33 protein-coding genes are annotated in these 25,296 nt (G+C 29.6%); 1 reads left to right on the plus strand and 32 read right to left on the minus strand.

Going from position 1 to position 25,296, the window contains the following annotated elements; genetic code table 11:
• Positions 1 to 39 precede the first annotated feature (39 nt).
• The 32 genes from C4R78_RS01560 to flgB form a co-directional block, all read right to left on the minus strand.
• A complete protein-coding gene (locus C4R78_RS01560) occupies positions 40 to 1,206 on the minus strand; it encodes a M20 metallopeptidase family protein (protein WP_103895335.1) in 1,167 nt (388 codons plus the stop codon).
• Positions 1,199 to 2,098 (minus strand): S66 peptidase family protein, encoded by a 900-nt coding sequence (locus C4R78_RS01565; protein ID WP_103895336.1) that lies wholly within the window; start codon positions 2,096 to 2,098, stop codon positions 1,199 to 1,201. The genes C4R78_RS01560 and C4R78_RS01565 overlap by 8 nt, the downstream gene beginning before the upstream one ends.
• 13 nt (positions 2,099 to 2,111) lie before the next feature.
• Entirely contained in the window at positions 2,112 to 2,552 is a 441-nt protein-coding gene (locus C4R78_RS01570) for a tetratricopeptide repeat protein (RefSeq protein WP_103895337.1), read from the minus strand.
• A 64-nt stretch (positions 2,553 to 2,616) separates the two neighbouring features.
• Positions 2,617 to 3,372: a flagellar hook-basal body complex protein gene (locus tag C4R78_RS01575; protein ID WP_103895338.1), complete on the minus strand. Its 756-nt coding sequence runs from the start codon at positions 3,370 to 3,372 to the stop codon at positions 2,617 to 2,619.
• Positions 3,373 to 3,386: 14 nt separating this feature from the next.
• Positions 3,387 to 4,112: a flagellar hook-basal body complex protein gene (locus tag C4R78_RS01580; RefSeq protein WP_103895339.1), complete on the minus strand. Its 726-nt coding sequence runs from the start codon at positions 4,110 to 4,112 to the stop codon at positions 3,387 to 3,389.
• 9 nt (positions 4,113 to 4,121) lie between these two features.
• Positions 4,122 to 4,304, minus strand: a complete 183-nt coding sequence (locus tag C4R78_RS01585; RefSeq protein ID WP_103895340.1) for a hypothetical protein — start codon at positions 4,302 to 4,304, stop codon at positions 4,122 to 4,124.
• Complete coding sequence (locus tag C4R78_RS01590) at positions 4,301 to 4,756, minus strand: DUF6115 domain-containing protein (protein ID WP_103895341.1); 456 nt, start codon at positions 4,754 to 4,756, stop codon at positions 4,301 to 4,303. The genes C4R78_RS01585 and C4R78_RS01590 overlap by 4 nt, the downstream gene beginning before the upstream one ends.
• 14 nt (positions 4,757 to 4,770) lie before the next feature.
• Positions 4,771 to 5,496 carry a FliA/WhiG family RNA polymerase sigma factor gene (locus C4R78_RS01595; RefSeq protein ID WP_103895342.1) on the minus strand — a complete coding sequence of 242 codons (726 nt, stop codon included), beginning with the start codon at positions 5,494 to 5,496 and terminating at the stop codon, positions 4,771 to 4,773.
• 10 nt (positions 5,497 to 5,506) lie between these two features.
• Positions 5,507 to 6,172 (minus strand): flagellar brake protein, encoded by a 666-nt coding sequence (locus C4R78_RS01600; RefSeq protein ID WP_103895343.1) that lies wholly within the window; start codon positions 6,170 to 6,172, stop codon positions 5,507 to 5,509.
• Positions 6,169 to 7,035, minus strand: a complete 867-nt coding sequence (locus tag C4R78_RS01605; RefSeq protein ID WP_103895344.1) for a MinD/ParA family protein — start codon at positions 7,033 to 7,035, stop codon at positions 6,169 to 6,171. Before C4R78_RS01605 ends, C4R78_RS01600 begins: the two co-directional genes overlap by 4 nt.
• On the minus strand, positions 7,014 to 8,072 hold the full coding sequence (flhF, locus tag C4R78_RS01610; protein WP_103895345.1) for a flagellar biosynthesis GTPase FlhF: 1,059 nt from the start codon (positions 8,070 to 8,072) through the stop codon (positions 7,014 to 7,016). Before flhF ends, C4R78_RS01605 begins: the two co-directional genes overlap by 22 nt.
• Positions 8,069 to 10,120, minus strand: a complete 2,052-nt coding sequence (flhA, locus tag C4R78_RS01615; protein ID WP_103895346.1) for a flagellar biosynthesis protein FlhA — start codon at positions 10,118 to 10,120, stop codon at positions 8,069 to 8,071. Before flhA ends, flhF begins: the two co-directional genes overlap by 4 nt.
• 8 nt (positions 10,121 to 10,128) lie before the next feature.
• Positions 10,129 to 11,949, minus strand: coding sequence for a flagellar biosynthesis protein FlhB (gene flhB, locus C4R78_RS01620; RefSeq protein ID WP_103895347.1), 1,821 nt, complete (start codon positions 11,947 to 11,949; stop codon positions 10,129 to 10,131).
• A gap of 9 nt (positions 11,950 to 11,958) precedes the next feature.
• Positions 11,959 to 12,228, minus strand: a complete 270-nt coding sequence (fliQ, locus tag C4R78_RS01625; RefSeq protein ID WP_103895348.1) for a flagellar biosynthesis protein FliQ — start codon at positions 12,226 to 12,228, stop codon at positions 11,959 to 11,961.
• 12 nt (positions 12,229 to 12,240) lie between these two features.
• Complete coding sequence (fliP, locus tag C4R78_RS01630) at positions 12,241 to 12,999, minus strand: flagellar type III secretion system pore protein FliP (RefSeq protein WP_103895349.1); 759 nt, start codon at positions 12,997 to 12,999, stop codon at positions 12,241 to 12,243.
• 3 nt (positions 13,000 to 13,002) lie between these two features.
• Positions 13,003 to 13,293 (minus strand): flagellar biosynthetic protein FliO, encoded by a 291-nt coding sequence (locus C4R78_RS01635; protein ID WP_103895350.1) that lies wholly within the window; start codon positions 13,291 to 13,293, stop codon positions 13,003 to 13,005.
• Positions 13,294 to 13,301: 8 nt separating this feature from the next.
• A complete protein-coding gene (locus C4R78_RS01640) occupies positions 13,302 to 13,730 on the minus strand; it encodes a flagellar basal body-associated FliL family protein (protein ID WP_103895351.1) in 429 nt (142 codons plus the stop codon).
• Positions 13,731 to 13,744: 14 nt separating this feature from the next.
• Positions 13,745 to 14,494 carry an OmpA family protein gene (locus C4R78_RS01645; RefSeq protein ID WP_103895352.1) on the minus strand — a complete coding sequence of 250 codons (750 nt, stop codon included), beginning with the start codon at positions 14,492 to 14,494 and terminating at the stop codon, positions 13,745 to 13,747.
• On the minus strand, positions 14,487 to 15,311 hold the full coding sequence (locus C4R78_RS01650) for a motility protein A (RefSeq protein WP_103895353.1): 825 nt from the start codon (positions 15,309 to 15,311) through the stop codon (positions 14,487 to 14,489). Before C4R78_RS01650 ends, C4R78_RS01645 begins: the two co-directional genes overlap by 8 nt.
• Positions 15,308 to 15,511, minus strand: coding sequence for a flagellar FlbD family protein (locus C4R78_RS01655; RefSeq protein WP_103895354.1), 204 nt, complete (start codon positions 15,509 to 15,511; stop codon positions 15,308 to 15,310). Before C4R78_RS01655 ends, C4R78_RS01650 begins: the two co-directional genes overlap by 4 nt.
• Before the next feature lie 14 nt (positions 15,512 to 15,525).
• Positions 15,526 to 16,458: a flagellar hook-basal body complex protein gene (locus tag C4R78_RS01660; protein WP_103895355.1), complete on the minus strand. Its 933-nt coding sequence runs from the start codon at positions 16,456 to 16,458 to the stop codon at positions 15,526 to 15,528.
• 64 nt (positions 16,459 to 16,522) lie between these two features.
• Positions 16,523 to 16,867, minus strand: coding sequence for a TIGR02530 family flagellar biosynthesis protein (locus tag C4R78_RS01665; RefSeq protein ID WP_103895356.1), 345 nt, complete (start codon positions 16,865 to 16,867; stop codon positions 16,523 to 16,525).
• Positions 16,848 to 17,267 (minus strand): flagellar hook capping FlgD N-terminal domain-containing protein, encoded by a 420-nt coding sequence (locus C4R78_RS01670; RefSeq protein WP_159945764.1) that lies wholly within the window; start codon positions 17,265 to 17,267, stop codon positions 16,848 to 16,850. Before C4R78_RS01670 ends, C4R78_RS01665 begins: the two co-directional genes overlap by 20 nt.
• Positions 17,268 to 17,277: 10 nt before the next feature.
• Positions 17,278 to 18,546: a flagellar hook-length control protein FliK gene (locus C4R78_RS01675; RefSeq protein ID WP_103895358.1), complete on the minus strand. Its 1,269-nt coding sequence runs from the start codon at positions 18,544 to 18,546 to the stop codon at positions 17,278 to 17,280.
• Positions 18,547 to 18,550: 4 nt separating this feature from the next.
• The gene (fliJ, locus tag C4R78_RS01680) at positions 18,551 to 18,988 is read right to left on the minus strand and encodes a flagellar export protein FliJ (RefSeq protein WP_103895359.1); all 438 of its coding nucleotides are present in this window, start codon (positions 18,986 to 18,988) and stop codon (positions 18,551 to 18,553) included.
• 11 nt (positions 18,989 to 18,999) lie between these two features.
• Positions 19,000 to 20,304: a flagellar protein export ATPase FliI gene (gene fliI, locus C4R78_RS01685; protein WP_103895360.1), complete on the minus strand. Its 1,305-nt coding sequence runs from the start codon at positions 20,302 to 20,304 to the stop codon at positions 19,000 to 19,002.
• Position 20,305: 1 nt separating this feature from the next.
• Positions 20,306 to 21,064, minus strand: a complete 759-nt coding sequence (locus tag C4R78_RS01690; RefSeq protein WP_103895361.1) for a FliH/SctL family protein — start codon at positions 21,062 to 21,064, stop codon at positions 20,306 to 20,308.
• Positions 21,048 to 22,064 (minus strand): flagellar motor switch protein FliG, encoded by a 1,017-nt coding sequence (gene fliG / locus C4R78_RS01695; protein ID WP_103895362.1) that lies wholly within the window; start codon positions 22,062 to 22,064, stop codon positions 21,048 to 21,050. The genes C4R78_RS01690 and fliG overlap by 17 nt, the downstream gene beginning before the upstream one ends.
• A 5-nt stretch (positions 22,065 to 22,069) precedes the next feature.
• The gene (fliF, locus tag C4R78_RS01700) at positions 22,070 to 23,617 is read right to left on the minus strand and encodes a flagellar basal-body MS-ring/collar protein FliF (protein ID WP_103895363.1); all 1,548 of its coding nucleotides are present in this window, start codon (positions 23,615 to 23,617) and stop codon (positions 22,070 to 22,072) included.
• Between the two features lie 23 nt (positions 23,618 to 23,640).
• Positions 23,641 to 23,925, minus strand: a complete 285-nt coding sequence (gene fliE, locus C4R78_RS01705) for a flagellar hook-basal body complex protein FliE (RefSeq protein ID WP_103895364.1) — start codon at positions 23,923 to 23,925, stop codon at positions 23,641 to 23,643.
• 9 nt (positions 23,926 to 23,934) lie between these two features.
• Positions 23,935 to 24,366 carry a flagellar basal body rod protein FlgC gene (flgC, locus tag C4R78_RS01710; RefSeq protein WP_103895365.1) on the minus strand — a complete coding sequence of 144 codons (432 nt, stop codon included), beginning with the start codon at positions 24,364 to 24,366 and terminating at the stop codon, positions 23,935 to 23,937.
• 3 nt (positions 24,367 to 24,369) lie between these two features.
• On the minus strand, positions 24,370 to 24,780 hold the full coding sequence (gene flgB, locus C4R78_RS01715; protein ID WP_103895366.1) for a flagellar basal body rod protein FlgB: 411 nt from the start codon (positions 24,778 to 24,780) through the stop codon (positions 24,370 to 24,372).
• 311 nt (positions 24,781 to 25,091) lie between these two features.
• Between flgB and C4R78_RS09535 the strand changes: the two genes are divergently transcribed.
• Positions 25,092 to 25,296: transposase family protein (locus tag C4R78_RS09535; protein WP_146057655.1), on the plus strand; the 205-nt coding region annotated here is incomplete at its 3' end.

Genomic DNA, 25,296 nt, shown 5'->3' on the forward strand with positions numbered 1-25,296 from the left:
TTGTGTTTTGTTTTTATGAATTTATCAATCATGATAATATTAATTATGATTATTTAAAAAATCAAAAGCATTTATACACTGAACCGCCGTTCCTATCCATAAACACTCTTCATCAATATCAAAATAACTTCCATGAGCTGGATTTATAATCCCCTTTTCTTCATTTCTACAACCTAATCTATAATATAATCCCGGAACTATTTTCGTATAATATGAAAAATCCTCTACACCCATCTCAGCTTTTTCTAACTCTATTAGGTTAATATAACCACTATTGCTAAAATTTTTTATAAACTTTTCATATAAAGCATTATCATTCGAAAAGGATGGATAACTTTCTACAATATCAATATAAGCATAACCTCTATACATTTTAGCCGTTGCATTAACAATTTCTTTAATCCTATCTAAAATAAAAATTCTTAATTCTTCTCCTATAGTTCTTACAATTCCTTCTATCTCAACCTGTCTTGCAACAGCATTAGGAGCAGTTCCTCCATTTATTTTACCAATAGTTATAACCGCAGAATCAGTAGCTGAAATTTCTCTTGAAACAATTCCCTGCAGGTTGTCTATTATCTTTGCAGCAATATAAATACTATCAATTCCATCTTGTGGATTTGCTCCATGAGCTCCTTTTCCTTCTACAATAATTTTAAAAGGATTAGAAGCTGCTGCTACCATACCCTTTTTAATTCCTATTGTTCCTGTATGCAATTTTTCATCAACATGAAGCGCATAAATAGCTCTAACCCCTTCTAATGCACCATAATTTATCATATCCTTGGCTCCTCCATCTGTCTCTTCAGCCGGTTGAAATATAAATCTTACCCTTCCCTTTAACTTATTTTCATGTTTTTTTAATATTATAGCGGCTCCAACTTGTATAGCTGTATGCGCATCATGTCCACAAGCATGCATATATCCCTTTTTTAAAGATTTATACTCTACATCTTTAAGATCTTCAATTTCTAAAGCATCCATATCTGCCCTTAATGCCACAATATTTTCTCCTTTTCCTACTTCTGCAATAATTCCACAATTATCAAATCTTTTATATTCAATAGAATTCTTCTTTAAATAGTCTTCTACAAAACTTGCTGTAAAATTTAAATTTCTATCAACCTCAGGGTTTTTATGTAAAGTTCTCCTTATATAAACAAGCTCACTAAAAATATCTTTTGATTCTTTGAAAAAGTCAATCATTTATAACTCCCTCCTCTAAAAAAACTAATTGATCATTAAAAATCTTTACCTTAATTCCTATTGGAATAGTAATTTTTCTTTCTGCATGTCCAACTTGTAAACCATAATAAACAGGTACTTTTACTGAAGAAAAAAATTCATTTAAAACATACTCTAAATTAAATTCTTTATCCTTCGAATCACATCCTACAAATTGACCTAATATTACTCCTTTTAATCTATCAAAAACTCCCATATATTTCAATGTATATAACATCCTATCTATTTTATATGGCTCTTCATTTATTTCTTCTATAAACAGTATTTTATCTTTTAAATCTATGTTATATCTTGTTCCTATAATGGAGTTTAAAACTGATAAATTTCCCCCTACTATTACTCCTTCTATATCTCCTCTATTTATTGGCCTTAAGTTCACCTTTAGATTAGTAAGTTTACCAGTTAAACAATTAAGTAAACTATTAAAATTAAATTCATCTAGTATTTCTCCTGTTCCAACCATAGGTCCATGAAATACAACTAATTTTAACTTGTCAAAAAAAATATTTAATAAAGCAGTAATATCACTGTATCCAACAAAAATTTTAGGGTTCTTATCTATTATATCAAAATCTATTTTATCTAAAATCCTAATAGATCCATAGCCTCCTCTTAAACAAAAAATTGCCTTAACATCCTTCATCGAAAAAAAATCATTTAAATCCTTTGCTCTTACATCATCTTCACCAGCTAAAAAACCATGTTTTAAAAAACAACTTTTGCCTAAAATTACCTTATACCCATAACTTTCTAAAAGCTTAACGCTTTTGTTAAATTTTTCAAAATTCAATACAGGACTAGATGGTGCTATTATTCCTATTTTATCACCTTTTTTTAAAGCAGTAGGTTTCATATATTCCTCCTTTTTACTTAATAAGTTCTTTATAAATATTTTCTTCTATTTTTATAAGCTGTGGTTCATTAATCATACAGGATACACTTTTTATAATTCTATAGGCAGACTGTAAATCATTTTCTTTTATATAAATGTATGCTAAATTTAAATAACTGTTATAATAATCCTTATTCAGTTCTATCGATTTCAATAGATTAATTTTCGCTTTATAAAAATCATTTATCTCAATATATGCTGTTCCTAGATTATAATATACCAAATAATGTTCTAATCCAAATCTTTTAGCTTTTTCAAAATATTTTATGGCATCATTAAATTTCTTTTCTGCACAATAACATAACCCCATATAATAACAATATTTTTTCTTATTTGTAAAAAACTTTTTTAAAATATAAATTTTAGCTTCTACAATCTTATTACTTTTTATTAAATTTATTATTTTATCCTCCATAAAAAAACCTCCTTCTAGGTTTTTTTGTAATTATTTACCTAAAAGGAGGTTTTTATTCACTATTTTATTTGCCTCTTATGTTATTTGAAATTTGCCACATCTCATCTGATAGTCTTACAGTCCTTGCATTCAATTCAAAGGCCCTTTGTGTTACAACCATATTAGTCATTTCCTGAATTATATCAGTATTTGACTTCTCTAAATATCCCTGCTTAATTTTAGCTTCATCAATTTCAACTACATCTTTAGCTAAGAAAATATTTTCTCCTTTTGTTAACATAAAATCTTTTCCCTTTATATCATACACTTTAATTTGTCCGACAAACTCTTCCTTTCCATCTACAAACTTTAATATTTCTCCTTTAGTTGTTATTCTAAATTTATCATTATTATTTAGCCCAACATATCCATTTATATCTAATAAAAGACCTGAAGAATGAACAAAATTACCATTAGAATCTATATTAAATGCTCCATCCCTTGTATAAAAATAATTTCCATTACCATCTTTTAACCTAAAGTAACCACATCCTTCTATTGCAAGATCAGTTGCCTTCCCCGTTTCCTTTAAAATTCCTTGAGAAAAATCTCTAACTGTAACATCTCCTTTTACCCCACTACCAATTGAAAGATTCTCTTTACTTTTTGCAGTAATAGGAACCCCTAATCTATTTACACTTTCATTTAGTATATCTGAAAAAGCTATGTCTATTCTTTTATAACCACTAGTATCAATATTAGCAATATTGTTAGAAATAGCATCTATTCTATTTTGATTAGATATTAACCCCGATTTTCCATTCGCTAAAGTCCTAATCATATAAATCACCCTAATTATTTTATACTTCCTATATCATTAACAGTTTTTCCTAAAGTTTCATCCAATACTTGAATCACTTTTTGATTAGACTCAAAACTTCTCATAATGCTTATCATTTCTGTTATTACTTCTATAGTATCAACATTTGATTTTTCTAAATATCCTTGTTTTATATTAGAATTAACAACTCTTCCTTGACTTTGTGCTAAAAACATATTATTCATATCTTTTTTAAGCTGCGATTTATCATCAAAATCAGTTATTAAAAAGTTAATATCATTAACATTTATTTCTTTAGAATTTATTCTTATGGGTCTTCCATCATTCCCTAGTACTTTATATCCAAAAATATTTTTTAAATATCCCTCTTTATCAAGAATAAATCTTCCATCGCGTGTATACTTTATGTTTCCATTATCATCAACCAAAGTAAAAAAACCCTTTCCATCAATGGCAAAATCCAAATCTCTATCAGTTTTTTCTAAAACTCCTTGACTAAAATCAACTACTGTATCATCAATTCCAACTCCTAACTCCATAGTTCCAAGATTCCTTTTAAAGCACTTTTCTCCAATATATTTATCTTTGTTTTGAATTAATAACTCTTCAAAGGATTTTAAAACCACTTTTTGCTTTTTATATCCTGGAGTATTTATATTAGAAACATTATTGCTTAAATTTTCACTTTGAATTTGTCTTGAAATCATTCCTGAAGCTGCAGTATAAAGCCCCCTTAACATATTATCCCCTCACTTTTTATCATTTTCAAAATAAGCCTTAATCTCATCAGGATACATCATTCCAAGCTCCCTAGCCATAGCTTCTATCTTTTCTTTAGGAATATTTTTTACATTTACAGGCGTATAAAAAGAATATAAAATTCCAGCTAAAACTAAGCCCACTCCTAAACCTAACAAAAAACTTTTATTCATTTTTTCGCCTTTATTAAACCAAGCCTTAATAAAACCTCACCCTTTCCTATATTTAATTTAGAGCTAATCTCTTCTATTGAAAGGCCTTGTAAAGTCATTTCATAAATTTGCTCGTTTATATCAACTGTTTTTGTATCTTTATCAAAATTTAATAAATCATTCTTACTATCTTTATTATTTTCAAACTTGCTTAATACTTCCTTAAAAGCATTTATATCTTCATTTAATGCTAATAAAGAAATTTCAATGTTTTCTACTCTTACCTTTAGTTCCTGTAATACCTCATTTATATATTTTAAATTATTACTGTATTCTTGTAAAACCAAATTGTTTTCAAATATCATTTTATTCTTATCAATTTGATTTTCCATTTGACTTTCAACTAAAACACTACCTTTCCTATAACTTAAAAATATCAAAAATAATCCTATTGCAATAAGAACATAATTCATAAGAGAAGCCTCCACTAAATATATTTTAATCTTCTTAGATTTTCCCTAAGCCTTATAATAGCTCTACTGTGAAGTTGAGAAACCCTTGATTCTGATATATTAAGAATTTTTCCAATTTCTTTTAAAGTCAATTTCTCATAATAATAAAGATTTAATATTATTTTATCTTTTTCAGGAAGCATAGATATAGCTTGCTTTAAAATCTGTAATTTTTCTTCATTTTCTACTATTTCTTCCGGTCGTGGACTGTTTTCATCTTCAATAACATTTTTCACTTGAAGTTCATCATCTTCTTTAAAAAATATATCTTCTAAAGAAACTACAGATATATAATTAACATAAGATTCTATATTTTTTACCTCATCTTCTGATATATTCAAATACTCTGCTAATTCTTTATCTGTAGGCTCTCTATTTAATTTTAACTCTAATTCTTCTCTTGCTTGATTTAAAGCTGATAATTTTGAAAAGGCGCTTTTAGGAATCCAGCTAATTTTTCTAAGTTCATCTATAATCGCTCCTCTAATTCGTAATGTTGCATAAGTTTCAAACTTCAATCCTTTAGATGGATCAAATTTATCTATTGCATCCATAAGCCCTATAATACCATAACTTACAAGATCGTCAAATTCGACGCCAGGAGGTTTCCCTGCTATAAATCTTGAGGCAATATATTTCACATATGGAATATATTTTATAATCATTTCTTCTCTTTCATCAGATTGTTTATAACATTTCATCCTTTCACCTCTATTTCAAGAGTTTAATTTGCTCCCTCATTTTATTAAAAATAAATCTTATTATAATATCTCTAGTTTTTTCATCTATATTTTCATATTTTAATGCTAATCTAAAAAATTTATTTTCCGCTTCTTCAACTCTTACAACGGTAGTTAAAAGTATTACCTCCTCAGGAATATTCAATATAAGTAAAACATTAGAACCTACTTGAGCTTTTTCTTTTGCTAATATCTTTATTCCTCCTCCACTTATATCTAAAGTAAGAGCTTTATTTAATTGTTCAAAATACAATGAAGGAACATCTTTTAAATTTAAAAATTTTTTACCAGGAGGCAAAGTAACATAACTTACTTCCATACTTATAGGCAATCTAAAATATTCTCTCCTTTGAACTCTTTCAACTATATCAGGAAGGCTTATAATCAACATTTCAATATTGTTTTCACGTTTTTTTCCCAAAACAATTGACCTGCACTTTGTTACATCTTTCTCATTAGGAACATAAAATTCAATAACTCTACCAGGATATGTTATAAAATATCTATTACCGGCAGTAGGAACATCTATAAGTAAAAAATTTTCGTTAATATCTTGTATTTTACTTACATATGCAATTCCATCCTGCATAACATCAATTTTTTGTCCAATTTTTAATTCTATATTTAAAATTTTCATGATCCTAATCCCATCCTCCCAAACAATTTAAAGAATAAATCCTTTATAGTAGTATTTTTGTTTTCATTTTTATGGCCAATTATATCTGAAGCTATTTTAAAAATGCACATACTTGCTTCTGTTTTAGGATAAGCAATCACATAAGGTCTTTGTTCAATTATTGATAAAGTTACTCTTTCATCTTTGAATAAAAATCCTTTATAATTAATAGAAGTTTTTAAAAAAACATTAACAGTTTTATTTAATTTGTCAAAAGTTTCTCTCGCTTCTTTTATATTTTTAACTTTGTTAATAACAACATTAATATTAGCATCCTTATATCTTCCTTTTATTATTTTTATCAAACTATATGCGTCTGTAAGAGAAGTTGGTTCAGGAGTAGTTATTAAAATTACTTCATCTGAAACGCTTATAAAACTTAAAATAATATTCGATATACCTGCTCCTGTGTCAACTATTAACACATCTATATCATCTAATTTCTCAAATTCCTCAAGTAACCTATTTCTTTGTTCTTCATTTAAATCTACTATATCCTTAAGCCCAGACCCTCCGGGAATTATTTTTACTCCCTCTGGAGTTATTTCCGTTATATCATTAATACTTTTGTTATTAAAAATTAAATCATACAAACTATATTTAGATTTTATACCATACATTATATCAACATTAGCCATTCCAATATCAGCATCCAAGATAGCTACTTTAATTCCTCTAAGCTTTAATGCAACTGCTAAGTTAACAACAAAACTTGATTTACCAACTCCTCCTTTTCCACTAGTAACAGTAATAACTTTAAAATTATTTTGTTTTTTATAATTCCTACTATTTATTATATGTCTTAATCTCTCTGCTTGGTCCATTGCTTATTCCCCCATAAAACTAAATTTAATAGTTTATCGGAGTTGGCTTCTTCTATATCATCTGGAACACCTTGTCCTAATGTTAAATAAGAAACAGGCCTTTTACTTAAATATACAGCAGTTAATATTCCCCCATAAGAATCTGTTTCATCTAATTTTGTAAAAATTAAACTGTTATAATTAATATTTTTATAATTTTCTATAATCATTCTCAAATCCCTTTGCTTTGTAGTTAAACTCAAAACAAGATAAATTTTATCTGGTGAAAACTCTTCTATAAATTTCTTAGTTTCTGCTATTTGCATCGAATTTTTGCTATTTCTGCCTGTAGTATCAATTAATATAATATCACAATCCTTCATTTTATTTAATATTTCTGGAATATCTTTAAGGGAATAAACTACATTAAAGGGCACACCTAATATTTCTGCATATAACCTTAATTGTTCTACAGCACCTATTCTATAAGTATCTATTGTTATTAATCCCACTTTTTTATTTTTATAAAGGGAATATATACTAGCTAATTTAGCAATTGTAGTGGTTTTTCCTACTCCAGTAGGCCCTATAAAAACTTGAATTCTAGAATCATCTTGTTTATCTGAAACAAGAATTTCCTTCAAAGTATTTTTAACTTGTTTTTCTAATTCTTTAAAGGATAATTGATTATCAAACTTCTTTTTAGTTAAATTGATTATTTCATCAACGATATCCTCAGGTACATCATTGTTTGTTAATATATCTTTTATCCTAATTTTTCTTTTTGAATCTACCTGTTGTTTTACTAAAGATTCAACCATATTTTTAAGCTCGTTTATTTCTTTTTCTAACTCATTAGAAGAATTAATTCTATCATTTTTTTTATTTTTATCATCTACTGCTGCTGTAACCTCCAATTTTCTACGCTTAAAAAAACCCAGTATCCCTTTTTGCCTAATTTTTCTTTGACTTATTATTACAGCATCATTTCCAAGCTCATATCTTATTCTAATCATTGCTTCCTGCATATTATTTACTATATACCTTTTTACTATCATAAACTCACCATCCCTAAAGTTTCTATTTGAACATCTGCAGGGATTTCATTCATAGATAAAACAATTAAATTAGGAAATACATATTCTATCATTTTTCTAAAGGCAGGTCTAACCTTAGGAGAACATAATATAACTGGTTGACCATTATAAAAGTCTGTAACTTCTAGTAGCTTCTGTATTGCTTCAAATATTCTCCTTGTTGTTTCAGGATCTAATGCAGGATAAGATCCTTGGAAAGACTTTTGAATATTTTCTGATATCAATTGCTCTAATGAAGGATGCAATGTTAAAAGCCTTATAGTATTATTTTCATCAATTAAATTTCTACATATAGTCCTACCAAGCGCAATTCTAACATATTCAGTTAAAAGCTCAATATCCCTCGTATTAACTGCATTATCTGCCAAAGTTTCTAAAATAGTAACTAAATCTCTTATAGGAACCCTTTCTTTTAAAAGATTTTGTAAAACCTTTTGAACTTCACCAAGAGATAAAAGATTAGGTATCAGTTCTTCTACTACTGCACTATAATTTTCTTTAATATTATCTATGAGCATCTTTACCTCTTGTCTTCCTAACAATTCATGGGCATGTTTTTTAATTATTTCTGTAAGATGAGTAACTAATACTGTAGTTGGATCAACAACAGTTATTCCTAAAAGCTCTGCTTCTTCCCTCTTAGAATCAGGAATCCAAACAGCTGGAAGCCCAAAGGTAGGCTCAACAGTTTTTATTCCATCTACTGGAATACCTTCACCTAAAACATCTATAGCAAGATAATGATTTACCAAAATTTCTCCTTTGCCGACAACAGTTCCTTTAATTTTTATAACATATTCATTAGTAGCGAGCTGTAAGTTATCTCTTATTCTTATAGGTTGAACGATAATTCCCATTTCTAATGCTAATTGCCTTCTTACCCCTGCTATTCTATCTAAAAGATCGCCACCAGAAGATACGTCTGCAAGAGGAATCAATCCATAACCTATTTCTATCTCTAGAGGCTCAACATTAAGATATTGCATGACATTTTCTGGTTCTCTTCTTTCTGGCTTTACTTCTTCAGCTTTTGTCTCTATTTTTTGAGGTTTAATATAAGTTTCCTTCGTTAAAAAGTAAGCTGATAAAGCACAAAGAGCAGAAATTGATAAAAACAAAACATTAGGTAAAGATGGTATAACCCCCAAAATCGCAAGTATTACACTTGCAATACTTAAAACCTTTGGATAAGAAGTAAATTGTCCGAAAAGTTCTTTACCTAAAGCAGAGTCACTTGCAGATCTTGTTACTATTATACCTGACGCTGTTGATATTAAAAGAGCTGGAATCTGACTTACAAGTCCATCACCTACTGTTAAAAGTGCATACTTTTTTAAAGCATCTAAAGCTGACATTTGATGAAATAAAATTCCTATTAAAACTCCACCTATTATATTTATTAAAACTATAACAACACCAGCTATAGCATCTCCTTTTACAAACTTACTTGCACCATCCATTGCTCCATAAAAGTCTGCTTCCTGTTGCAATTTCTTTCTTCTTCTTTTTGCTTCTTCTTCATTTATTATTCCTGCATTTAAATCAGCATCAATACTCATTTGTTTACCTGGCATAGCATCAAGCGTAAATCTTGCCGCAACCTCTGCAACTCTTGAAGCTCCATTAGTTATAACTACAAATTGTATAACAACTATAATTATAAACAATATAAAACCAACAATGTAATTTCCTCCAACAACAAAATTTCCAAAAGCTTCTATAATTTTTCCTGCTTCTCCTTGTCCTAAAATAAGCCTTGTAGAAGAAATATTTAAGCCTAATCTAAAAAGAGTTGTTATTAATAAAAGTGTTGGAAATACTGAAAATTCTAGTACTTCTGTAGTAAACATTGTTAAAAGCAAGATAACAAGAGAAATCGACATATTTAAAGCTAAAAATATATCCAAAAGCCATGTTGGAAGAGGAATTATAATCATTAAAACAATCAATATAACTACAAAGGCTATCAACACATCTATATTGTTTTTTAATTTAAACTCCTTTAACATCTACTCCATCACATCCTTCTTATACTATAAACATATGCTATTATTTCAGCAACAGCTTGATATAATTCGACAGGTATCATCTGTTCTACCTCTACTTTATAATAAAGTGTTCTTGCTAATTCTTTGTTTTCAACTATGGGAACATTGTTTTCTTTAGCTATTTCTTTTATTTTTTTAGCTACCAAATCTGCACCTTTTGCAACAACAACTGGAGCTAAATCTTTATTTCTCTCATATCTTATTGCAACTGCAAAGTGTGTTGGGTTTGTAACTACAACAGTCGCTTTTGGAACTTCATGCATCATCCTCCTCATAGCCATTTCCCTTTGTTTTTGTCTAATCTTTGACTTAACTTGAGGATCTCCTTCTGTTTGTTTAAGTTCTTCTTTTAATTCCTGTTTTGTCATCATCAAATCCTTTTTTAATTGCCTCTTTTGAAATATAAAATCAGCAATTCCTACAACAATAAGGAATATAACTATTCTTAAAAGTTGTTTATCTGCAATTGATTTAACAAAAGGATAAATTCCAAAAACATTAAGGTCACTAGTTTTTAGAATTTCTAGAAGGTTATTTTCTAAAAAACTAAAAGTTAAATAAAATATTATAGCAATTTTTATTACTGACTTTAAAAGCTCTACAAATGCTCTTTTAGAAAATAATCTTTTAAATCCATTTATTGGATTTAATTTTTCAAAATTAAACTTCAAATTTTCTACCGTAAACAAAAAACCTATTTGAAGAATATTAGCCAATATACCAAGGATCATTATAGTCAATAAAAAAGGCATAGCAACAAAAACAGCATTTTTCAACATATACAACATATAAGCTTTTAGTCGTAAAACGCTTATATCATCTTTTGTAACTAATTTTAAGCTATTTACCAAAAACTTTCTACCGTAAAGATAAATATTTTCACCTAATACTACAAATAAAAACATAATTCCAAGTAAAACAACAGCCGATATTAAATCTACACTTTTTGCTACTTGACCTTTTTTTCTTGCATCTTGTAACTTTTTAGGCGTTGGCTCCTCAGTTTTATCTTCAGATGCCATTAAAATAACTAAAGGAAAAGCATTAAACAGTTTTATCAAATCTGATGATAATCCTTCAAAGAGCTTAATATAAATCTGCGTAAGCCCTGGTAAAATAATTGATAACGCAAATAATCCAACCAATGTTTTTATAGGCAACCCCAAAAGAAAAATATTTATTTGAGGGACAGCTCTATTAATAAGTCCAAGGGTAAAATCCGTAAGAAAGACTATAATAACTATAGGTGCTGCAAGTTGCATCGAAATATAAAAACTTCTACAAAATATATCAAGTATTACAACAAAAACATTTGAATTTATAACAATATTTCCTAAAGGTAAAACTTCAAAACTTTTTATAACAGCCGATAATATAACATGATGAAAATTTAAAGTAACAAATATAACTAAAGCAAACCAGTTGAAAAATCTTTCAAGAGGTGTTGAATTTCCTGCAGTTGATGGATCAAAATATTGTGACATTGAAAAACCCACATTAAAATCCATTATCTGTGCAGATACCCTTATAGCATTAAATATTAAACTTGAAATATATCCTATTGATAATCCTATAATCAATTCCCTAAATACGTGATACAAAAGATCTATATTGCTGTTTATAAACTGATAACTAGGAATATCTAAAATAGTAGTAACCAAAAAGGACAATATTAGTGAAAAACCAACTTTAACCAAAGAGGGTATCTGCCTTATTGAAAAAATAGGTGAAGACATTAGCATTGCTATAATTCTTACAGAAGCTAAAAATAAAGCTAAAAATCCATTCATTAAAATCACCTATTTTACTATTAAAGTAATATTGCTAAACATTGTTTGAACAAATTGTATTAAAACCTTCAACATCCACGATCCCATTAATAGAAAAACTAATATTACAGTTATAACTTTTGGAACAAAGGTTAACGTTTGTTCCTGAATTTGAGTTGCAGCTTGAAATATGCTAACTAAAAGTCCAATTGCCATTGAAGCTATTAAAACAGGTGCTGCAATCATCAAAGCAACCATCATTGCCTGCTTACCTATACCAATAACAAAAGATAAACTCATTAAAAATCACTCCTAAATAAAGCTTTCAATTAGTGATTTGACTACAAGATGCCATCCATCAGCTAATACAAATAATAAAATCTTAAATGGAAGTGATATAGTAACTGGCGGTAACATAAACATTCCCATCGACATAAGAATACTTGCTACTACCATATCTATAACAATAAAAGGAACAAAAATCATAAATCCAATTTGAAAAGCTGTCTTTAATTCGCTGATTACAAAAGCAGGAATAAGAATTTTAAAAGGAACATCATATCTATCCTTAGGCTTATCAATTTTAGCCGCATTGTAAAAAAGAGCTAAATCCTTTTCTCTTGTTTGTCTTAACATAAAATCCTTTATAGGTTTACTTCCTATTTCAATTGCCTGATCTTGAGTTATTTTTCCCTTTATATAAGGTTGAATAGCTGTATTATTTACTTTGTCATAAACAGGTGCCATTATAAAAAACGTCATAAAAAGGGCAAGACCGATTAAAACTTGATTAGGCGGCGACTGCTGAGTAGATAAAGCATTTCTTACAAAGCCAAGAACCACTATTATTCTTGTAAAACTAGTCATAAGAAGAACTATCGAAGGAATAAAAGTTAATGATGTAAGCAATATCAATAATTTTATATTATCTACATATTCTTTAGGAGTTTTTGCTGAATCAATTGAAATATTAACTTTAGGAATTTGTAAATTAGGTGTAGCTGCATATGCTATTTTCGTCATAGATAAAATTATTGTTAAAACTAATAGTACTTTTATATATCTTTTCATACCTCATCTTCCTTTTAAAAATTTTTCGTAAACTTTAAAATCCTCCTCATTAAGTTCAAGAAGTATTTTAACCTCATTTTGAGTATTTGAAATAACATAGGGTTTTCCTGCAATTGTTACAACAGTTAAAAAAGAATTTTGTCCAAGGGGAACTCTTTCATAAACTTTTATAACCCTGCCATTATTTATTTTAGAAATATAAGTTCCCCCATATTTTGCAGTTATATATATTAAAAATATAATCATAGGAAGAAAAATCATTAGTTTTAAAGCACTTACAAAAATTGGGCTCATCAAATCACCTACTGTATGATAATATCATAAAAATATACATTAGTTATTTGACCTGTCATAAGAGTAGAATTTATTTTATTTGTAATCTCTTTTCTTATATTTTCCAACTTTTTACCATCAAAATCACTTGATTTTTTATTTCTTATGGTAGTTATAACAATGTCTCTAATTTGAGGCATTTTTTCTTTTATTTCTGTTTCTATTTTTGTATCAGTATAAGCTAGATATATCTTAGCTTTTATATAAACTCTCATATCTTGATCTGCTAGATTTACAATAAACTCATCCATAGCCATGGTTTTTTCTGTTTTTGGTTTTGGAGCTGAAGGTTGATTTTTTATATACATATAACCCAAAAATCCTCCAACTCCAATAAGTAAAGTTAAAAGCACTATTATAATAATCATAAGTTTAGAGATACCTTTATTTTCTGCCATATCTATTCTCTCCTTTATTTCTTAGTTACTATTAATATATTAACTCTTCTATTTCTTTGCCTTCCCTCAGGAGTAGAATTAGATGCAATAGGTCTAAATTCTCCAGCACCAACTGCAAGTATTTTTTGAGGATTAACTCCTTCTTTTTCAACTAAAAACCTTACAACCTTAACAGCTCTATCAGCGGAAAGTTCCCAATTACTTTTATAATATCCTTTATTTATAGGAACATTATCAGTATGACCTTCAACAACAATTTCATTATCAAACATCCTTAAAAGCTCTCCAATTTTATCAAGAAGAGGAACGCTTTCTGGCTTTATATCCGCCTTACCTGAATCAAACAATATCTTTTCCTGAAGCTCTATAACAACCCCTCTTATATCTTCCCTTACAGTAATCTTAGCTTCTAGATTATTTTTTTTAACAAACTCTTGAACCTTTTTATAAATCTTTGCTGTATCTCCTCTTTGAATATCTAAATCAACCTTCCCAGTTTTTCTTTCTTTATCATCCTTTTCAATGCCTGGATTTGTATTAACGGGAACAGGGCCCAAATTTCCACCTTCAACTATGGTATTTACATTTCCACCAAAGGCCTTTGCCAAAGAAAAGGCTAAAGTTTTAAACTTAACCGCATCCATAGTTGAAAAAGCATATAACAACACGAAAAAACATAGAAGGAGGGTCATCATGTCTGCATAAGTTGTTAACCATTCTCCTCCTCCACCCGTCTCGCTTTTTTTAACTTTTCTTTTACTCATTTCCCATCACCGCAGCCTTTTCAGCATTTTGCTTTAACATAGCTAACCTTTCCTCAGGAGATAAATACGTTTTTAATTTATCCTCTACAATTCTTGGATTTACTCCTGACTGAATTGCTAAAACACCTTCTATCATCATTTCCCTTCTGCCAACCTCTTCATTGCTTTTAACTTCAAGCTTATAGGCTAAAGGATTGAAAAATAAGTTTGCCATTACTGAACCGTAAAAAGAAGTTATTAATGCAACAGCCATTGATGGTCCAAGAGCTGACTGATCTTGTAAGTTTTTAAGCATTTGAATAAGCCCAACCAATGTCCCTATCATACCAAAGGCAGGAGCTAATGAGCCCCAAAGTTTAAAGAAATTAATTATACTTTGATGCCTTTTTTCCATTTCAGATATTTCAAGTTCCATTATCTCTCTTATTACTTCTGGTTCAATACCATCAACTACCATTTGTATTCCATTTTTCAAAAATTCATCTTCTATGTTTTGGAGCTCATCTTCAAGGGATAACAATCCTTCTTTTCTTGCCTTTTTAGATAACTCAACAAACCTTTCTATAAGAATTGTTGCAGGTATTTGCTTATCAACAAAGGCATTTTTAATGGCAGAGGGTATTTTTTTTAGTGTAGATAACGGAACCGCTATCATGCAAGCAAAAAAAGAACCAAATACAGTAATGAACAGCGAAGCCACATCCCAAAAGGTCAAAAGACCATCCTTTATAGAAGCTTGTCCTGAAATCATTCCATATAAAACGACAAAAAAACCTAAAACCAATCCTAATGCTGTTGAAATATCACTTTTTTTCATTTTACTACCTCCGGCAAGCTTAACATAAATTTTCTTTTAAATTCTATAATTTTTTTTATTATCTCTTCAGGTGTTTCCTTAACAACAAATTTTTTTCCATTAACTGTTGTTATTACAGTATCTGGAGTTACTTCTATTTTTTCAATAAGTTCACAATTTAAATAAAACTCTACATTATTAAATCCTGTAAGCTTAATCATAGGCTAACTCCCCATTATCTCTTTAAATTTAAAAGTTCCTGAAGCATTTCATCAGATGTTGTTATAGTCCTTGAATTAGCTTGGAAAGCTCTACTTGTAACTATCATTTCTGTAAACTGTTCTGCAAGATCAACATTAGACATCTCTAATAACCCTTGTCTTACTGTTCCATAACCAGATGATGCAGGAATTCCTAATGAAGGACTTCCTGAGTTTGAAGTATTTCTATAAGTATTGCCTCCAAGCTTTTCAAGACCTGCTGGATTTTGAAAATTAGCCAAAACAATTTTTCCTATAACAACAGTCTTATCTCCATAAATTCCTTTTATTGTTCCATCCTTATCTATGGAAAAGCTTAGAAGCTTTTGCTTAGCACCACTTTCATCTAATGCTTCAAAAGGTATCACTATATTTTTAAGTTCAGTTATATTTGGAGAACTCTCTTGACTTATTTCTGGCTCAAAAGTTGGCTCATCAACATTAACAGTTGGAGGATTGTTAGGATCATAAGCATCAGCTAAAAATGCTGTATTGTAGATACCCATAACATGAAATCCTTCTGAAGTTACAAGATTACCTTGTGAATCTAATGTAAAAGATCCATCTCTTGTAAATCTATATTCTATTCCATCTGATATTACAAAGAACCCATTGCCCTCTATCGCAATATCTGTTGCTCTTCCTGTTGTAGAAAGAGCGCCTTGCCTCATATCTGTATCAATACCAGCAACTGCAACTCCAAGTCCTGCTTGTTTTGGATTTGTTCCTCCTTTTCCACCTGCTGGAGCAGAAGCATTTTCAAGGGTTTGACTTAATATGTCTTTAAAAGTAACTCTTTGAGATTTAAAAGCCGTTGTATTTACGTTAGCAATGTTATTACCTATAACATCCATTTTAACTTGATTTGCCTTCATTCCACTAACACCTGAATTTAATGACCTTAACATAATATACCTCCTTTACTTGTCGCTTCAGTCATTCCACGACAAGGCCTCCCTTTCGGGTCCAGCCTTATAAAATTATTGCACTATCAATATTTGTAAACACATTCTCCTTTAGATTCCCTGAATCAATAGCAGTAATTATAGTATTATTTCTAACACTAGTTATAAAGGCTATATTGTTATAAATTATAAGACTTTCTCTTCCACCTTTTTCCTTTAACTTTTTTATAGCCTCGTTTATTTTTTCTAAATCATTTTTATCAAGAATTATATTCCTTTGCTTTAGTCTGTCAATTGCATGTCCTGAAAATTTAACAGGCTGCTGATTTTCTAAAAACTTTGAAAACTCAACAACCTTGTTTACTCTAAAATTAAAATTATTTAAGTTTAAATTATTGATCTTGTTTATCACCTAATACATCACCTACACTTAAAACCTGTTCTATCTTATATATTCCTTTTTCTGTTTTTAAATAAACTTGTCCTCCTTCAACTTTTACAGATGTAACCTTATCTATTACTGTTGAGCTTCCAACATCAAATTCAACTTGTTTTCCTATAAGAACAGTTCCTTCCATTAACTTTTGAGATAAAAGCAACTTTTGAAGGCTATTGTTTAAGTTTTGCATCTGTTCAAGTGCAGCAAATTGTGCCATTTGAGCTATATATTCAGTATTATCTTTAGCATTCAATGGATCTTGATGCCTTAATTGAACTGTTAAAATTTTTAAAAATGCATCCTTATCTAAAATATCTTTTTTCTGTAATTGCTGAACTTCACTAGAGTTGTTTAAAACCTTAGAAACTTCCATATAAACCTCCTTAAGCATAAATATTTAACCCATCTTCTTCTTTTACATCTTCATCAAATTCTAACTCTAAATTTTTAGGTCTATTATTTTTAAACTGATTAAATTCTCTATTTGAACCACTTCCTAAACCATCGTTAGATAAATAAACAGTTATATTGCTTATGTTTACGTTATTATTCTTAAGCTCCTGCTTTATATTTTCTACACTGTTTTGTAAAATCAATGCAACTTCTCTTTTTTCTACAGTTATACTTCCCTTTATTTCCCCTTTTTCAAGAACAACTTTTATTGTAATCTCACCTAAATCCTCTGGTTTTAATTTAACTCTTACTTCTGTTAAATCAGGAAGTCTTATGCTTTTAAATTTTTGAATAGCTATATCCACTATTTCTTCTGCCTTTGAAGAAGGTATAACCTTTTCAATTTCAGCCTTTAAATCTTTTATGTTTATGTTAATTTTATCTTGAGGAATACTTTCATTTGTTATGTGCTTTATAAAATCATAATCTAAATCATAATCTATTGTATATTGCTTTTTAAAATCGCCATAGGACCTAGTATCAGCAATATTTTGTAACAAATCATTTTTTGTTTGATAAACATTATCTTTAGATGTTTCTATTGTAACATTTTCTGTAAAATCTTCTTTTTTAACTGATTGTTGCACAATTTGATTTACATTTTTAAAATCATTATTTATATTTTGCTCCACATTATCCTCAGATAACTTGCTATTTAAAAGCAAACTTAACAAATTTTCTCCTTCATTTTCAGCAACATCTTTGTTTAAATGAAGCTTTAACTTTTGAGTATTTAATAAATCCTCTATCTTACTAAAATCAATTGAAGTCCTTTCATCTTCAGGTATTTTAAATAATTCGTTTAATGCTATACTCAATTTATCTTTTTCAGAAACTATTTCTTTGCTTATATTGTTAGTTTCTACAAAAATATTCTTTAAACTTTGCCATTGGTTTAAAATAGTTTCTTCTAAAACATTATCGTTATCGTTAGTCTTAAAATTAAAATTTAACAAATTAGAATCCATGTTTTTATATAGATTTAATATAAAACCATTTAAATTTGCCTGCAAAACATCAAGGCTTATATTATCATCGCCTGTAATCTCATCTTGATTATTTTCACCAACTTGACAGATATTTAAATTAACCATATTTTCACTAATACCTTCCAAAACTGCTTCAAAATCAACTGAGTTTTCAACTTTATTAAACTGTAAAGCTTTTTGATCCTTAAATCCTACTGCCTCAACCTTCATCTTTTCACCTCCCTTCACTTCTCAAATATAAATGTAAAGCATAATCATCATTTAAAGCTTGTTCTTTTTTGTTTGCCTCTTCCAAAAATTCCCTATAGGCCTTTTCTTTTAACTTTTCTATAATATTTTTATCTTTAACTGCTTTTATAAGCTCATTTCTTGCATTTTCAACATTAGCTTTAACTTGATTTAATACAATGGTTTGATTTTCTATCATCTTATCAATATAATTTAAATATCTGACATAGTTTTGATACTCAACTGCTGTCTTAAACTTAATTGAATTATTGATTAGATGATGTTTTTTATCTATAAGCTCCTTTAACTTATTTTCTTCATTATAATATCTTCTAAGTTCTTCAGCAAACTCTTGTTTTTTCTTTTCTTCTAAACTAGTTTTAAACTCTAAAACTTTTTGCAATTTAAAATTAAATTTATTCATTTAATCACCTTCTATCCTATAGAAAGCATCCTTTCATAAGTGGTTTTAAAGTCACTATATTCATTTATTCCCTGCCTTAAAAATTCATTTAACTTATCAATAATCTGTATAGCCCTGTCTACTTTAGGATTAGTTCCTTTTTGATAAGCACCTATATTAATCAAATCCTCTGAATCTCTATAAACAGCTAACATATCCCTAAGCTCACTAGCTTTTTTCTTTAACTTTTCATCAGCAATTTGAGGCATCAACCTTGATATACTAGCTAAAATATCAATTGCTGGAAAATGATTTTTATTGGCTAATTTTCTTGATAAAACTATGTGCCCATCTAAAATACCCCTTACCGCATCAGCAATGGGCTCGTTTAAATCATCTCCATCAACAAGAACAGTATAAAAGGCAGTTATAGAACCTCTATCTGAATTCCCCGCTCTTTCCATAAGCCTTGGAAGCATAGCAAAAACTGAAGGAGTGTAACCTTTAGTTGCAGGAGGCTCACCAATTGTAAGTCCAACCTCCCTTTGAGCCATAGCAAATCTAGTTACGGAATCCATCATGAGCATAACTTTAAGTCCTTTATCTCTAAAATATTCTGCAATAGCTGTTGCTGTAAAAGCCCCTTTTAACCTAACAAGTGGTGGTTGATCCGAAGTTGCAACAACTACAACAGACTTTTTAAGTCCTTCCTCTCCAAGATCGTTTTCTATAAACTCTTTAACTTCCCTTCCTCTTTCCCCTATAAGACCTATAACATTAACATCAGCATCACTATATCTTGCTATCATCCCTAAAAGAGTACTTTTTCCTACACCACTTCCTGCAAATATTCCTACCCTTTGACCTATACCACAAGTTAAAAAACCATCTATTGCTCTGATTCCAGTCACCATAATAGTATCTATCCTCTTTCTTGTAAGAGGATTTGGAGGATCATTGTCTAGCTTATATTCTGCTTCATACTCTAACTTCGTATTATCTATTGGATTACCAAGCCCATCTAAAACTTTTCCTAAAAGGCTTGGCCCAACTTTTACATTTAAAGCTTTACCTGTATTCTCAACAGGGCATCCTACAGCAACCCCTGTAACATCACCAAGGGGCATAAGAAGTATGCCATCATCCTTAAACCCTACAACCTCTGCATATATAAAAGAATTTTCCTTTATATATATTTTACAAACTTCACCAACAAAGGCCTTTAAACCTTCAACCTCTATAGTTAGTCCTACAACTTTTTTTACTTTTCCAGTCATTTTTAAACTATCTATAGTTTTTATCTTTTTTAAAAGACCATCAAAATTTAAGTTCATCATGCTAATCATTCCTTAATAAATTGTTTAATATGATATCTAACTGCACATCTATCTTAGCATTTATATATCCAGATGGAGTTTCTGCAACTACATCTCCCTCTTGTAAATCAGGATCTGCTATTAAAATCAAATCATTTGGATTTTCAACAAAAATTTCAAGTTCATCTTTTCTACTTTTTAAAATATTGTAATCCTTAGGATTTACTTTTAAAATTATTTGATGCTTATCAAGGGATTTTGAAATAACATTTTTAGCAATATTGACAATTGCTTCAGAATTTAAAGTAACTTCTGTTTTTATTACCTGCTTTGCAATTTCAAGAGAAAGCCTTATAATTTCCTCTTCCTTTCTTTTTATATACTCTTTAACCTCAGCTTCTGCATTTTTTACAAAATTAGAAGCATTTTTCTTTAAAGATTCAGCTTCTTGTTTTCCTTCTTCATATCCTTTTTTATAACCTTCTTGATAACCTATAGAATAACCTTCGCTATAGGCTTTTTGTTTAACATCTTCAAAAATTAAATTTATTTTCTCGTTTGCTTCAGCAACTATTTTTTCAGCTTCCTTTTGAGCTAATTCTATTATTGTTTTTGCTTTTTGCTTTGCATCTTCAAAAATGGAGTTTTTTAGAATCTCTATTGTTTTTTCTTCATTTTCTTCTGATATATTCTTTTCAATAATTTTTTCAATAACGGGTGGAGAAATCAATGCATCCCCCTTAATTAAAGTGGACTTTATTATTTTACAAGATGATTGCATTGTCTCCACCCCTTGAAATAATTATTTCACCAGCTTCATCAAGACGTCTTATTATTGCAACTATAGCCTGTTGAGCTTTTTCAACATCAACAAGCCTTACAGGTCCCATAAATTCCAGGTCTTCTTTTAAAGATTGAGCAGCACGCTTTGACATATTACTGAATATAACGTTTTGAACTTCCTCTGAGGCTCCTTTTAATGCTAATGCAAGATCCTTTTGGTCAACCTCACGCAATATACGCTGTATAGAAGCATTGTCAAGGGTAACAATATCTTCAAATACAAACATGCTTTCTCTAATTTTTTCTGCAAGCTCTGGCTGTTCTCTATCAAGCTCATCAAGAATAGACTTTTCTGTTCCTCTATCAACATGATTTATGATTTCAACAAGAGCTTGGATACCTCCAATTTGCTGATAGTCTGGTCTTATAACATTTGATAGCTTTTTTTCAAGTATTTCCTCAACTTCCTCAATAAACATAGGTGAAGTGTTATTCATAGTTGCTATCCTCTTTGCTACCTCAACCTGTAAATCCTCCGGAAGCCCAGAAAGAATTTGAGCTGCTTTTTCAGGTTGGAGATAGCAAAGAATTAAAGCTATAGTTTGAGGATGCTCATTTATTATTACATTTAAAAGCTGAGTTGCATCAGCTTTTCTTGCAATTCCAAAGGGCCTATATTGCTGAGTTATTTCTGAAACCTTTTCTATGATTTCAAGAGCTTTTTGCGTTCCTAAAGCTTTACTTAAAAGATTTTTTGCATATTCAAATCCACCCTCTAGTATATAGTCCTTAGCTTTATTTAAATTTACAAACTCCTTTAAAACTTCATCTTTAATTTCTTTTTTTATCTTTGGCATATTAGCTATCTCAAAGGTAATCTTTTGTATTTCAGACTCTGGAAGCCTTTTTAAAATGGGAGCCGAAGCTTCAGGTCCTAAAGTTATAAACAAAATAGCTGCTTTTTGAACTCCTGTTAGCTTACTTGAATCCCTTGGCAATATGATCACCTCTCATCCTCAGCAAGCCAAGTTCTTATAACCTCTACCACCTGATCTGGCTTCTTTGTTGCATAGTTTCTTATTTCTTTTTCTAGATCCATCTCTTCCTCTTCAGTTAAAACTGGCTCATATGCAACCTGAGGCTTTGGCAAAGCATCTGAAATAACAACATCGATATGATGTTCCTCTTCCTTCTTTTTGTTTCGTTTTGCTCTTATAAAGAATATAATTCCTACTATTAATAAAAACAATAAACTTCCAATTATAGAATACATCCTTATTTTTTCCTTTTTCTCTAGTTGTTTTTGCATCTCCTCCAAATCTTTTTGAGCTCTTTCTTTCCACTCAGTGTTAAAGGCTAAGGCTTCTATATTTATCTGATCTCCTCTTTGTTCAGAATATCCTGTTGCAGCAGCAACTATATTTTTTATAGTCTGCTTTTCCATATCACTTAAAGTCCCATCTATAACTACTGAAACAGTAAGTCTTTTTACCTCACCTGGAGCTTTTATAATCTTTTCTTCTGTTTGTCCTATTTCATAATTTGTGATTTCCTCTTCTCTTTGAGTGTTAGAAGATTGATTTGAATTATTACCTATAGTATTGCTCATATTATTATCAAGAGGACTTGAACCTCCTCCTGAGCCTGATGAATCGCTTGCTACTTCCCTTATTTTTTGCTGGCTTCTTATTATAGCATCTTTATCATATTTTATTGTAGTAACAGATGTAGAATCAAAGTCTAAATCTGCATTTATTTTAACCGTCACTTTATCCTTTCCAAAAACAGTTTCAAGCATTGATAAAACATCTTTTTCTAACCTAGCCTCAAACTGTCTTTCTATCTCCTGCTGTTTTAAAGCAGATGTCGTTCCATTTATGGTATCATCGAATAAGTTTTCTGTCAAAAGATTCATGTTGCTATCTATAACCTCTACATTCTCCTTTGGAAGATCCTTTACGCTTCCTGAAATTAAAGCAACTATTGCTTTAACCTTTTCAGGTGGAAGCGTCTTGCCTCCCTTTAGCTTTAAGGTAACAGAGGCCCTTGCTTTTGCTGTGTCCTTTGCAAAGACAGTATCATCAGGTAAAACAAGATGAACCCTTGCCTTTTCAACTTCATCAAAACTTTCTATTGTCCTTGCAAGCTCATCCTGAAGAGCCCTTTGATACATTATCTTAGCCTCTGTATCTGTAACCCCAAACTTACTTTGGTCAAATAAGCTCCATCCTTGTCCACTCGAGGGTAAATAGCCATTTTCAAGAACAGTAAGCCTTAGCTCATCTACCTTTTCTTCAGGGACCAAAATAGAATTTCCTTGAATTTTATATGAAACCTTTTCCTGCTTTAGTTTTTCAATTATAGCTTGTGAATCCTGTGGCTGAAGATCAGAAAATAAGACTGCATATTTTTCTCGAGTAAGATATACAACAGATAATATAAGTCCTGCTATTATAAAAGTAATTAAAGACAAAATTAAAACTTTTCTAGGAGTATTAAAAGTCTTCCACTTCTCTTTTAACTTATTTAGCATATCTTTTAGTTTATCCATCAATAGCACTCCTTTGATGCTAACTATATTTGTATTCTCATAATTTCTTGATATGCTTCAACAAGTTTATTTCTTATCTGCGCAGCAAGTTCTAGGGAAAGCCTTGCCTCTTCTGTTTTTAATAAAACAGAATGAATATCTTCAGCTTCACCTGTAATAAGGTCTATAGTAGCATTTTCTGCTTCTACTTGCTTTTGATTAACTTTATCTAATGCTTCCTTTAAGTAATTTTCAAAATTTATAATATTATTTTGAAGATTTGTCTTTTGCAAGGTTAAATCATTTAAATTAACAGCATTTATATTCATCTAAAATCCCTACCTTCCAATTTCTAATGCTTTCATCATCATTTGCTTTGAAGTATTAAAGGCTGTTACATTAGCTTCAAAAGCACGAGATGCAGTTATAAGATCAATCATTTCGTTTAAAATATTTACATTAGGCATTAAAACATAACCATCTTTATCTGCATCTGGATGGCTTGGATCATATACCCTTTTAAAGGGACTTGGATCCTTTGATATAGAGGATACCTTAACCCCATTGAAACGCTGTTTATACTTATTATCTTTATCTAAAAATTTAGTTAAATTTTCTTCAAAAGAAACAACCCTTCTAACATAGGGCCCTCCTGATGGAGTTCTTGTTGTTTCTACATTTGCTATGTTATCTGATATAACTTCCATTCTAAGTCTCTCTGCTGACATTCCACTTGCGCTAATCCTTAAGGCATTAAAAATATTATTCATAAACTACCTTCTCCCTTCGGTTATAATAAACCTTCTTAGTGCAATCTTACTATTTGCTTGAGATACTAAAGCATTATATAATATAGCATTAGCCGCTAAATTTGCCATTTCATTGTCAATATCTACATTGTTGCCATCTAGCCTCATAGATGAAGAGGTGTCTCTTTTTATATCATAATTTAAATTTTGCAGGCTTTTTCCTCCATCTATATGTCTTTCATTTGTTGTAACCAATTGAATATTTTCTCCCTTTAATATTCCCTTTAATTTATCTTCAAAAACTACTCTATAGGCTTTATAACCCTTTGTGTTAACATTTGCAATATTGTGAGCTATAGCTCTATTTCTTGCACTTGTTGCATCTAAGGCTTTTTTTAACATTAAATAACTCAACTCATCAATATTTCTTATCATAAAACAACATCCTCCTAAATGATCCTAATATTAATTTATTACACATACCGACATGTGTCAACTAAATGCAAATATTTTTTACTAATTTAAAATTTAGTTAACAATTTAATACAATTAAAGCAAAATTAAATCAAATTACATAACATAATTTTACAAAAAAATATATTTAAATCGGTTCTATAATAAATGTTGGGGTGGTAAATAAACCTCAACATTTTTTCTTTAAATACAAAAAAGCACTTTATTCAGATGCCAGCTTTGCTAAAATATAATTAACCCACAAAATATTTTGAAAGGAGGCATCTGATAAAGTGCTTAGGAATAATTTTATCAATAATTTGCTTAATTTAAAAGATGTTTTCGTAAAAAATATTGTAAATGGTGATGATTTCGTTGAATTTCATGTTGAAACTAAAAAAAAATCTCATGTTTGCCCTTCTTGTGGCTCTACTACTTCTAAAGTCCATGACTACAGAACCCAAAAAATTAAAGACGTTCCTATTCAGAACAAGAAAA

The organism is Caloramator fervidus (assembly GCF_900108045.1).
GTDB lineage: Bacteria > Bacillota > Clostridia > Clostridiales > Caloramatoraceae > Caloramator > Caloramator fervidus.

What these genes read in the sequence shown, in the direction of transcription:
- C4R78_RS01560 (WP_103895335.1), bottom strand. Translation starts at nt 1,206, where the DNA reads ATGATTGACTTTTTCAAAGAATCAAAAGATATTTTTAGTGAGCTTGTT.
- C4R78_RS01565 (WP_103895336.1), bottom strand. Translation starts at nt 2,098, where the DNA reads ATGAAACCTACTGCTTTAAAAAAAGGTGATAAAATAGGAATAATAGCA.
- C4R78_RS01570 (WP_103895337.1), bottom strand. Translation starts at nt 2,552, where the DNA reads ATGGAGGATAAAATAATAAATTTAATAAAAAGTAATAAGATTGTAGAA.
- C4R78_RS01575 (WP_103895338.1), bottom strand. Translation starts at nt 3,372, where the DNA reads ATGATTAGGACTTTAGCGAATGGAAAATCGGGGTTAATATCTAATCAA.
- C4R78_RS01580 (WP_103895339.1), bottom strand. Translation starts at nt 4,112, where the DNA reads ATGTTAAGGGGGCTTTATACTGCAGCTTCAGGAATGATTTCAAGACAA.
- C4R78_RS01585 (WP_103895340.1), bottom strand. Translation starts at nt 4,304, where the DNA reads ATGAATAAAAGTTTTTTGTTAGGTTTAGGAGTGGGCTTAGTTTTAGCT.
- C4R78_RS01590 (WP_103895341.1), bottom strand. Translation starts at nt 4,756, where the DNA reads ATGAATTATGTTCTTATTGCAATAGGATTATTTTTGATATTTTTAAGT.
- C4R78_RS01595 (WP_103895342.1), bottom strand. Translation starts at nt 5,496, where the DNA reads ATGAAATGTTATAAACAATCTGATGAAAGAGAAGAAATGATTATAAAA.
- C4R78_RS01600 (WP_103895343.1), bottom strand. Translation starts at nt 6,172, where the DNA reads ATGAAAATTTTAAATATAGAATTAAAAATTGGACAAAAAATTGATGTT.
- C4R78_RS01605 (WP_103895344.1), bottom strand. Translation starts at nt 7,035, where the DNA reads ATGGACCAAGCAGAGAGATTAAGACATATAATAAATAGTAGGAATTAT.
- flhF (WP_103895345.1), bottom strand. Translation starts at nt 8,072, where the DNA reads ATGATAGTAAAAAGGTATATAGTAAATAATATGCAGGAAGCAATGATT.
- flhA (WP_103895346.1), bottom strand. Translation starts at nt 10,120, where the DNA reads ATGTTAAAGGAGTTTAAATTAAAAAACAATATAGATGTGTTGATAGCC.
- flhB (WP_103895347.1), bottom strand. Translation starts at nt 11,949, where the DNA reads ATGAATGGATTTTTAGCTTTATTTTTAGCTTCTGTAAGAATTATAGCA.
- fliQ (WP_103895348.1), bottom strand. Translation starts at nt 12,228, where the DNA reads ATGAGTTTATCTTTTGTTATTGGTATAGGTAAGCAGGCAATGATGGTT.
- fliP (WP_103895349.1), bottom strand. Translation starts at nt 12,999, where the DNA reads ATGAAAAGATATATAAAAGTACTATTAGTTTTAACAATAATTTTATCT.
- C4R78_RS01635 (WP_103895350.1), bottom strand. Translation starts at nt 13,293, where the DNA reads ATGAGCCCAATTTTTGTAAGTGCTTTAAAACTAATGATTTTTCTTCCT.
- C4R78_RS01640 (WP_103895351.1), bottom strand. Translation starts at nt 13,730, where the DNA reads ATGGCAGAAAATAAAGGTATCTCTAAACTTATGATTATTATAATAGTG.
- C4R78_RS01645 (WP_103895352.1), bottom strand. Translation starts at nt 14,494, where the DNA reads ATGAGTAAAAGAAAAGTTAAAAAAAGCGAGACGGGTGGAGGAGGAGAA.
- C4R78_RS01650 (WP_103895353.1), bottom strand. Translation starts at nt 15,311, where the DNA reads ATGAAAAAAAGTGATATTTCAACAGCATTAGGATTGGTTTTAGGTTTT.
- C4R78_RS01655 (WP_103895354.1), bottom strand. Translation starts at nt 15,511, where the DNA reads ATGATTAAGCTTACAGGATTTAATAATGTAGAGTTTTATTTAAATTGT.
- C4R78_RS01660 (WP_103895355.1), bottom strand. Translation starts at nt 16,458, where the DNA reads ATGTTAAGGTCATTAAATTCAGGTGTTAGTGGAATGAAGGCAAATCAA.
- C4R78_RS01670 (WP_159945764.1), bottom strand. Translation starts at nt 17,267, where the DNA reads ATGGAAGTTTCTAAGGTTTTAAACAACTCTAGTGAAGTTCAGCAATTA.
- C4R78_RS01675 (WP_103895358.1), bottom strand. Translation starts at nt 18,546, where the DNA reads ATGAAGGTTGAGGCAGTAGGATTTAAGGATCAAAAAGCTTTACAGTTT.
- fliJ (WP_103895359.1), bottom strand. Translation starts at nt 18,988, where the DNA reads ATGAATAAATTTAATTTTAAATTGCAAAAAGTTTTAGAGTTTAAAACT.
- fliI (WP_103895360.1), bottom strand. Translation starts at nt 20,304, where the DNA reads ATGATGAACTTAAATTTTGATGGTCTTTTAAAAAAGATAAAAACTATA.
- C4R78_RS01690 (WP_103895361.1), bottom strand. Translation starts at nt 21,064, where the DNA reads ATGCAATCATCTTGTAAAATAATAAAGTCCACTTTAATTAAGGGGGAT.
- fliF (WP_103895363.1), bottom strand. Translation starts at nt 23,617, where the DNA reads ATGGATAAACTAAAAGATATGCTAAATAAGTTAAAAGAGAAGTGGAAG.
- fliE (WP_103895364.1), bottom strand. Translation starts at nt 23,925, where the DNA reads ATGAATATAAATGCTGTTAATTTAAATGATTTAACCTTGCAAAAGACA.
- flgC (WP_103895365.1), bottom strand. Translation starts at nt 24,366, where the DNA reads ATGAATAATATTTTTAATGCCTTAAGGATTAGCGCAAGTGGAATGTCA.
- flgB (WP_103895366.1), bottom strand. Translation starts at nt 24,780, where the DNA reads ATGATAAGAAATATTGATGAGTTGAGTTATTTAATGTTAAAAAAAGCC.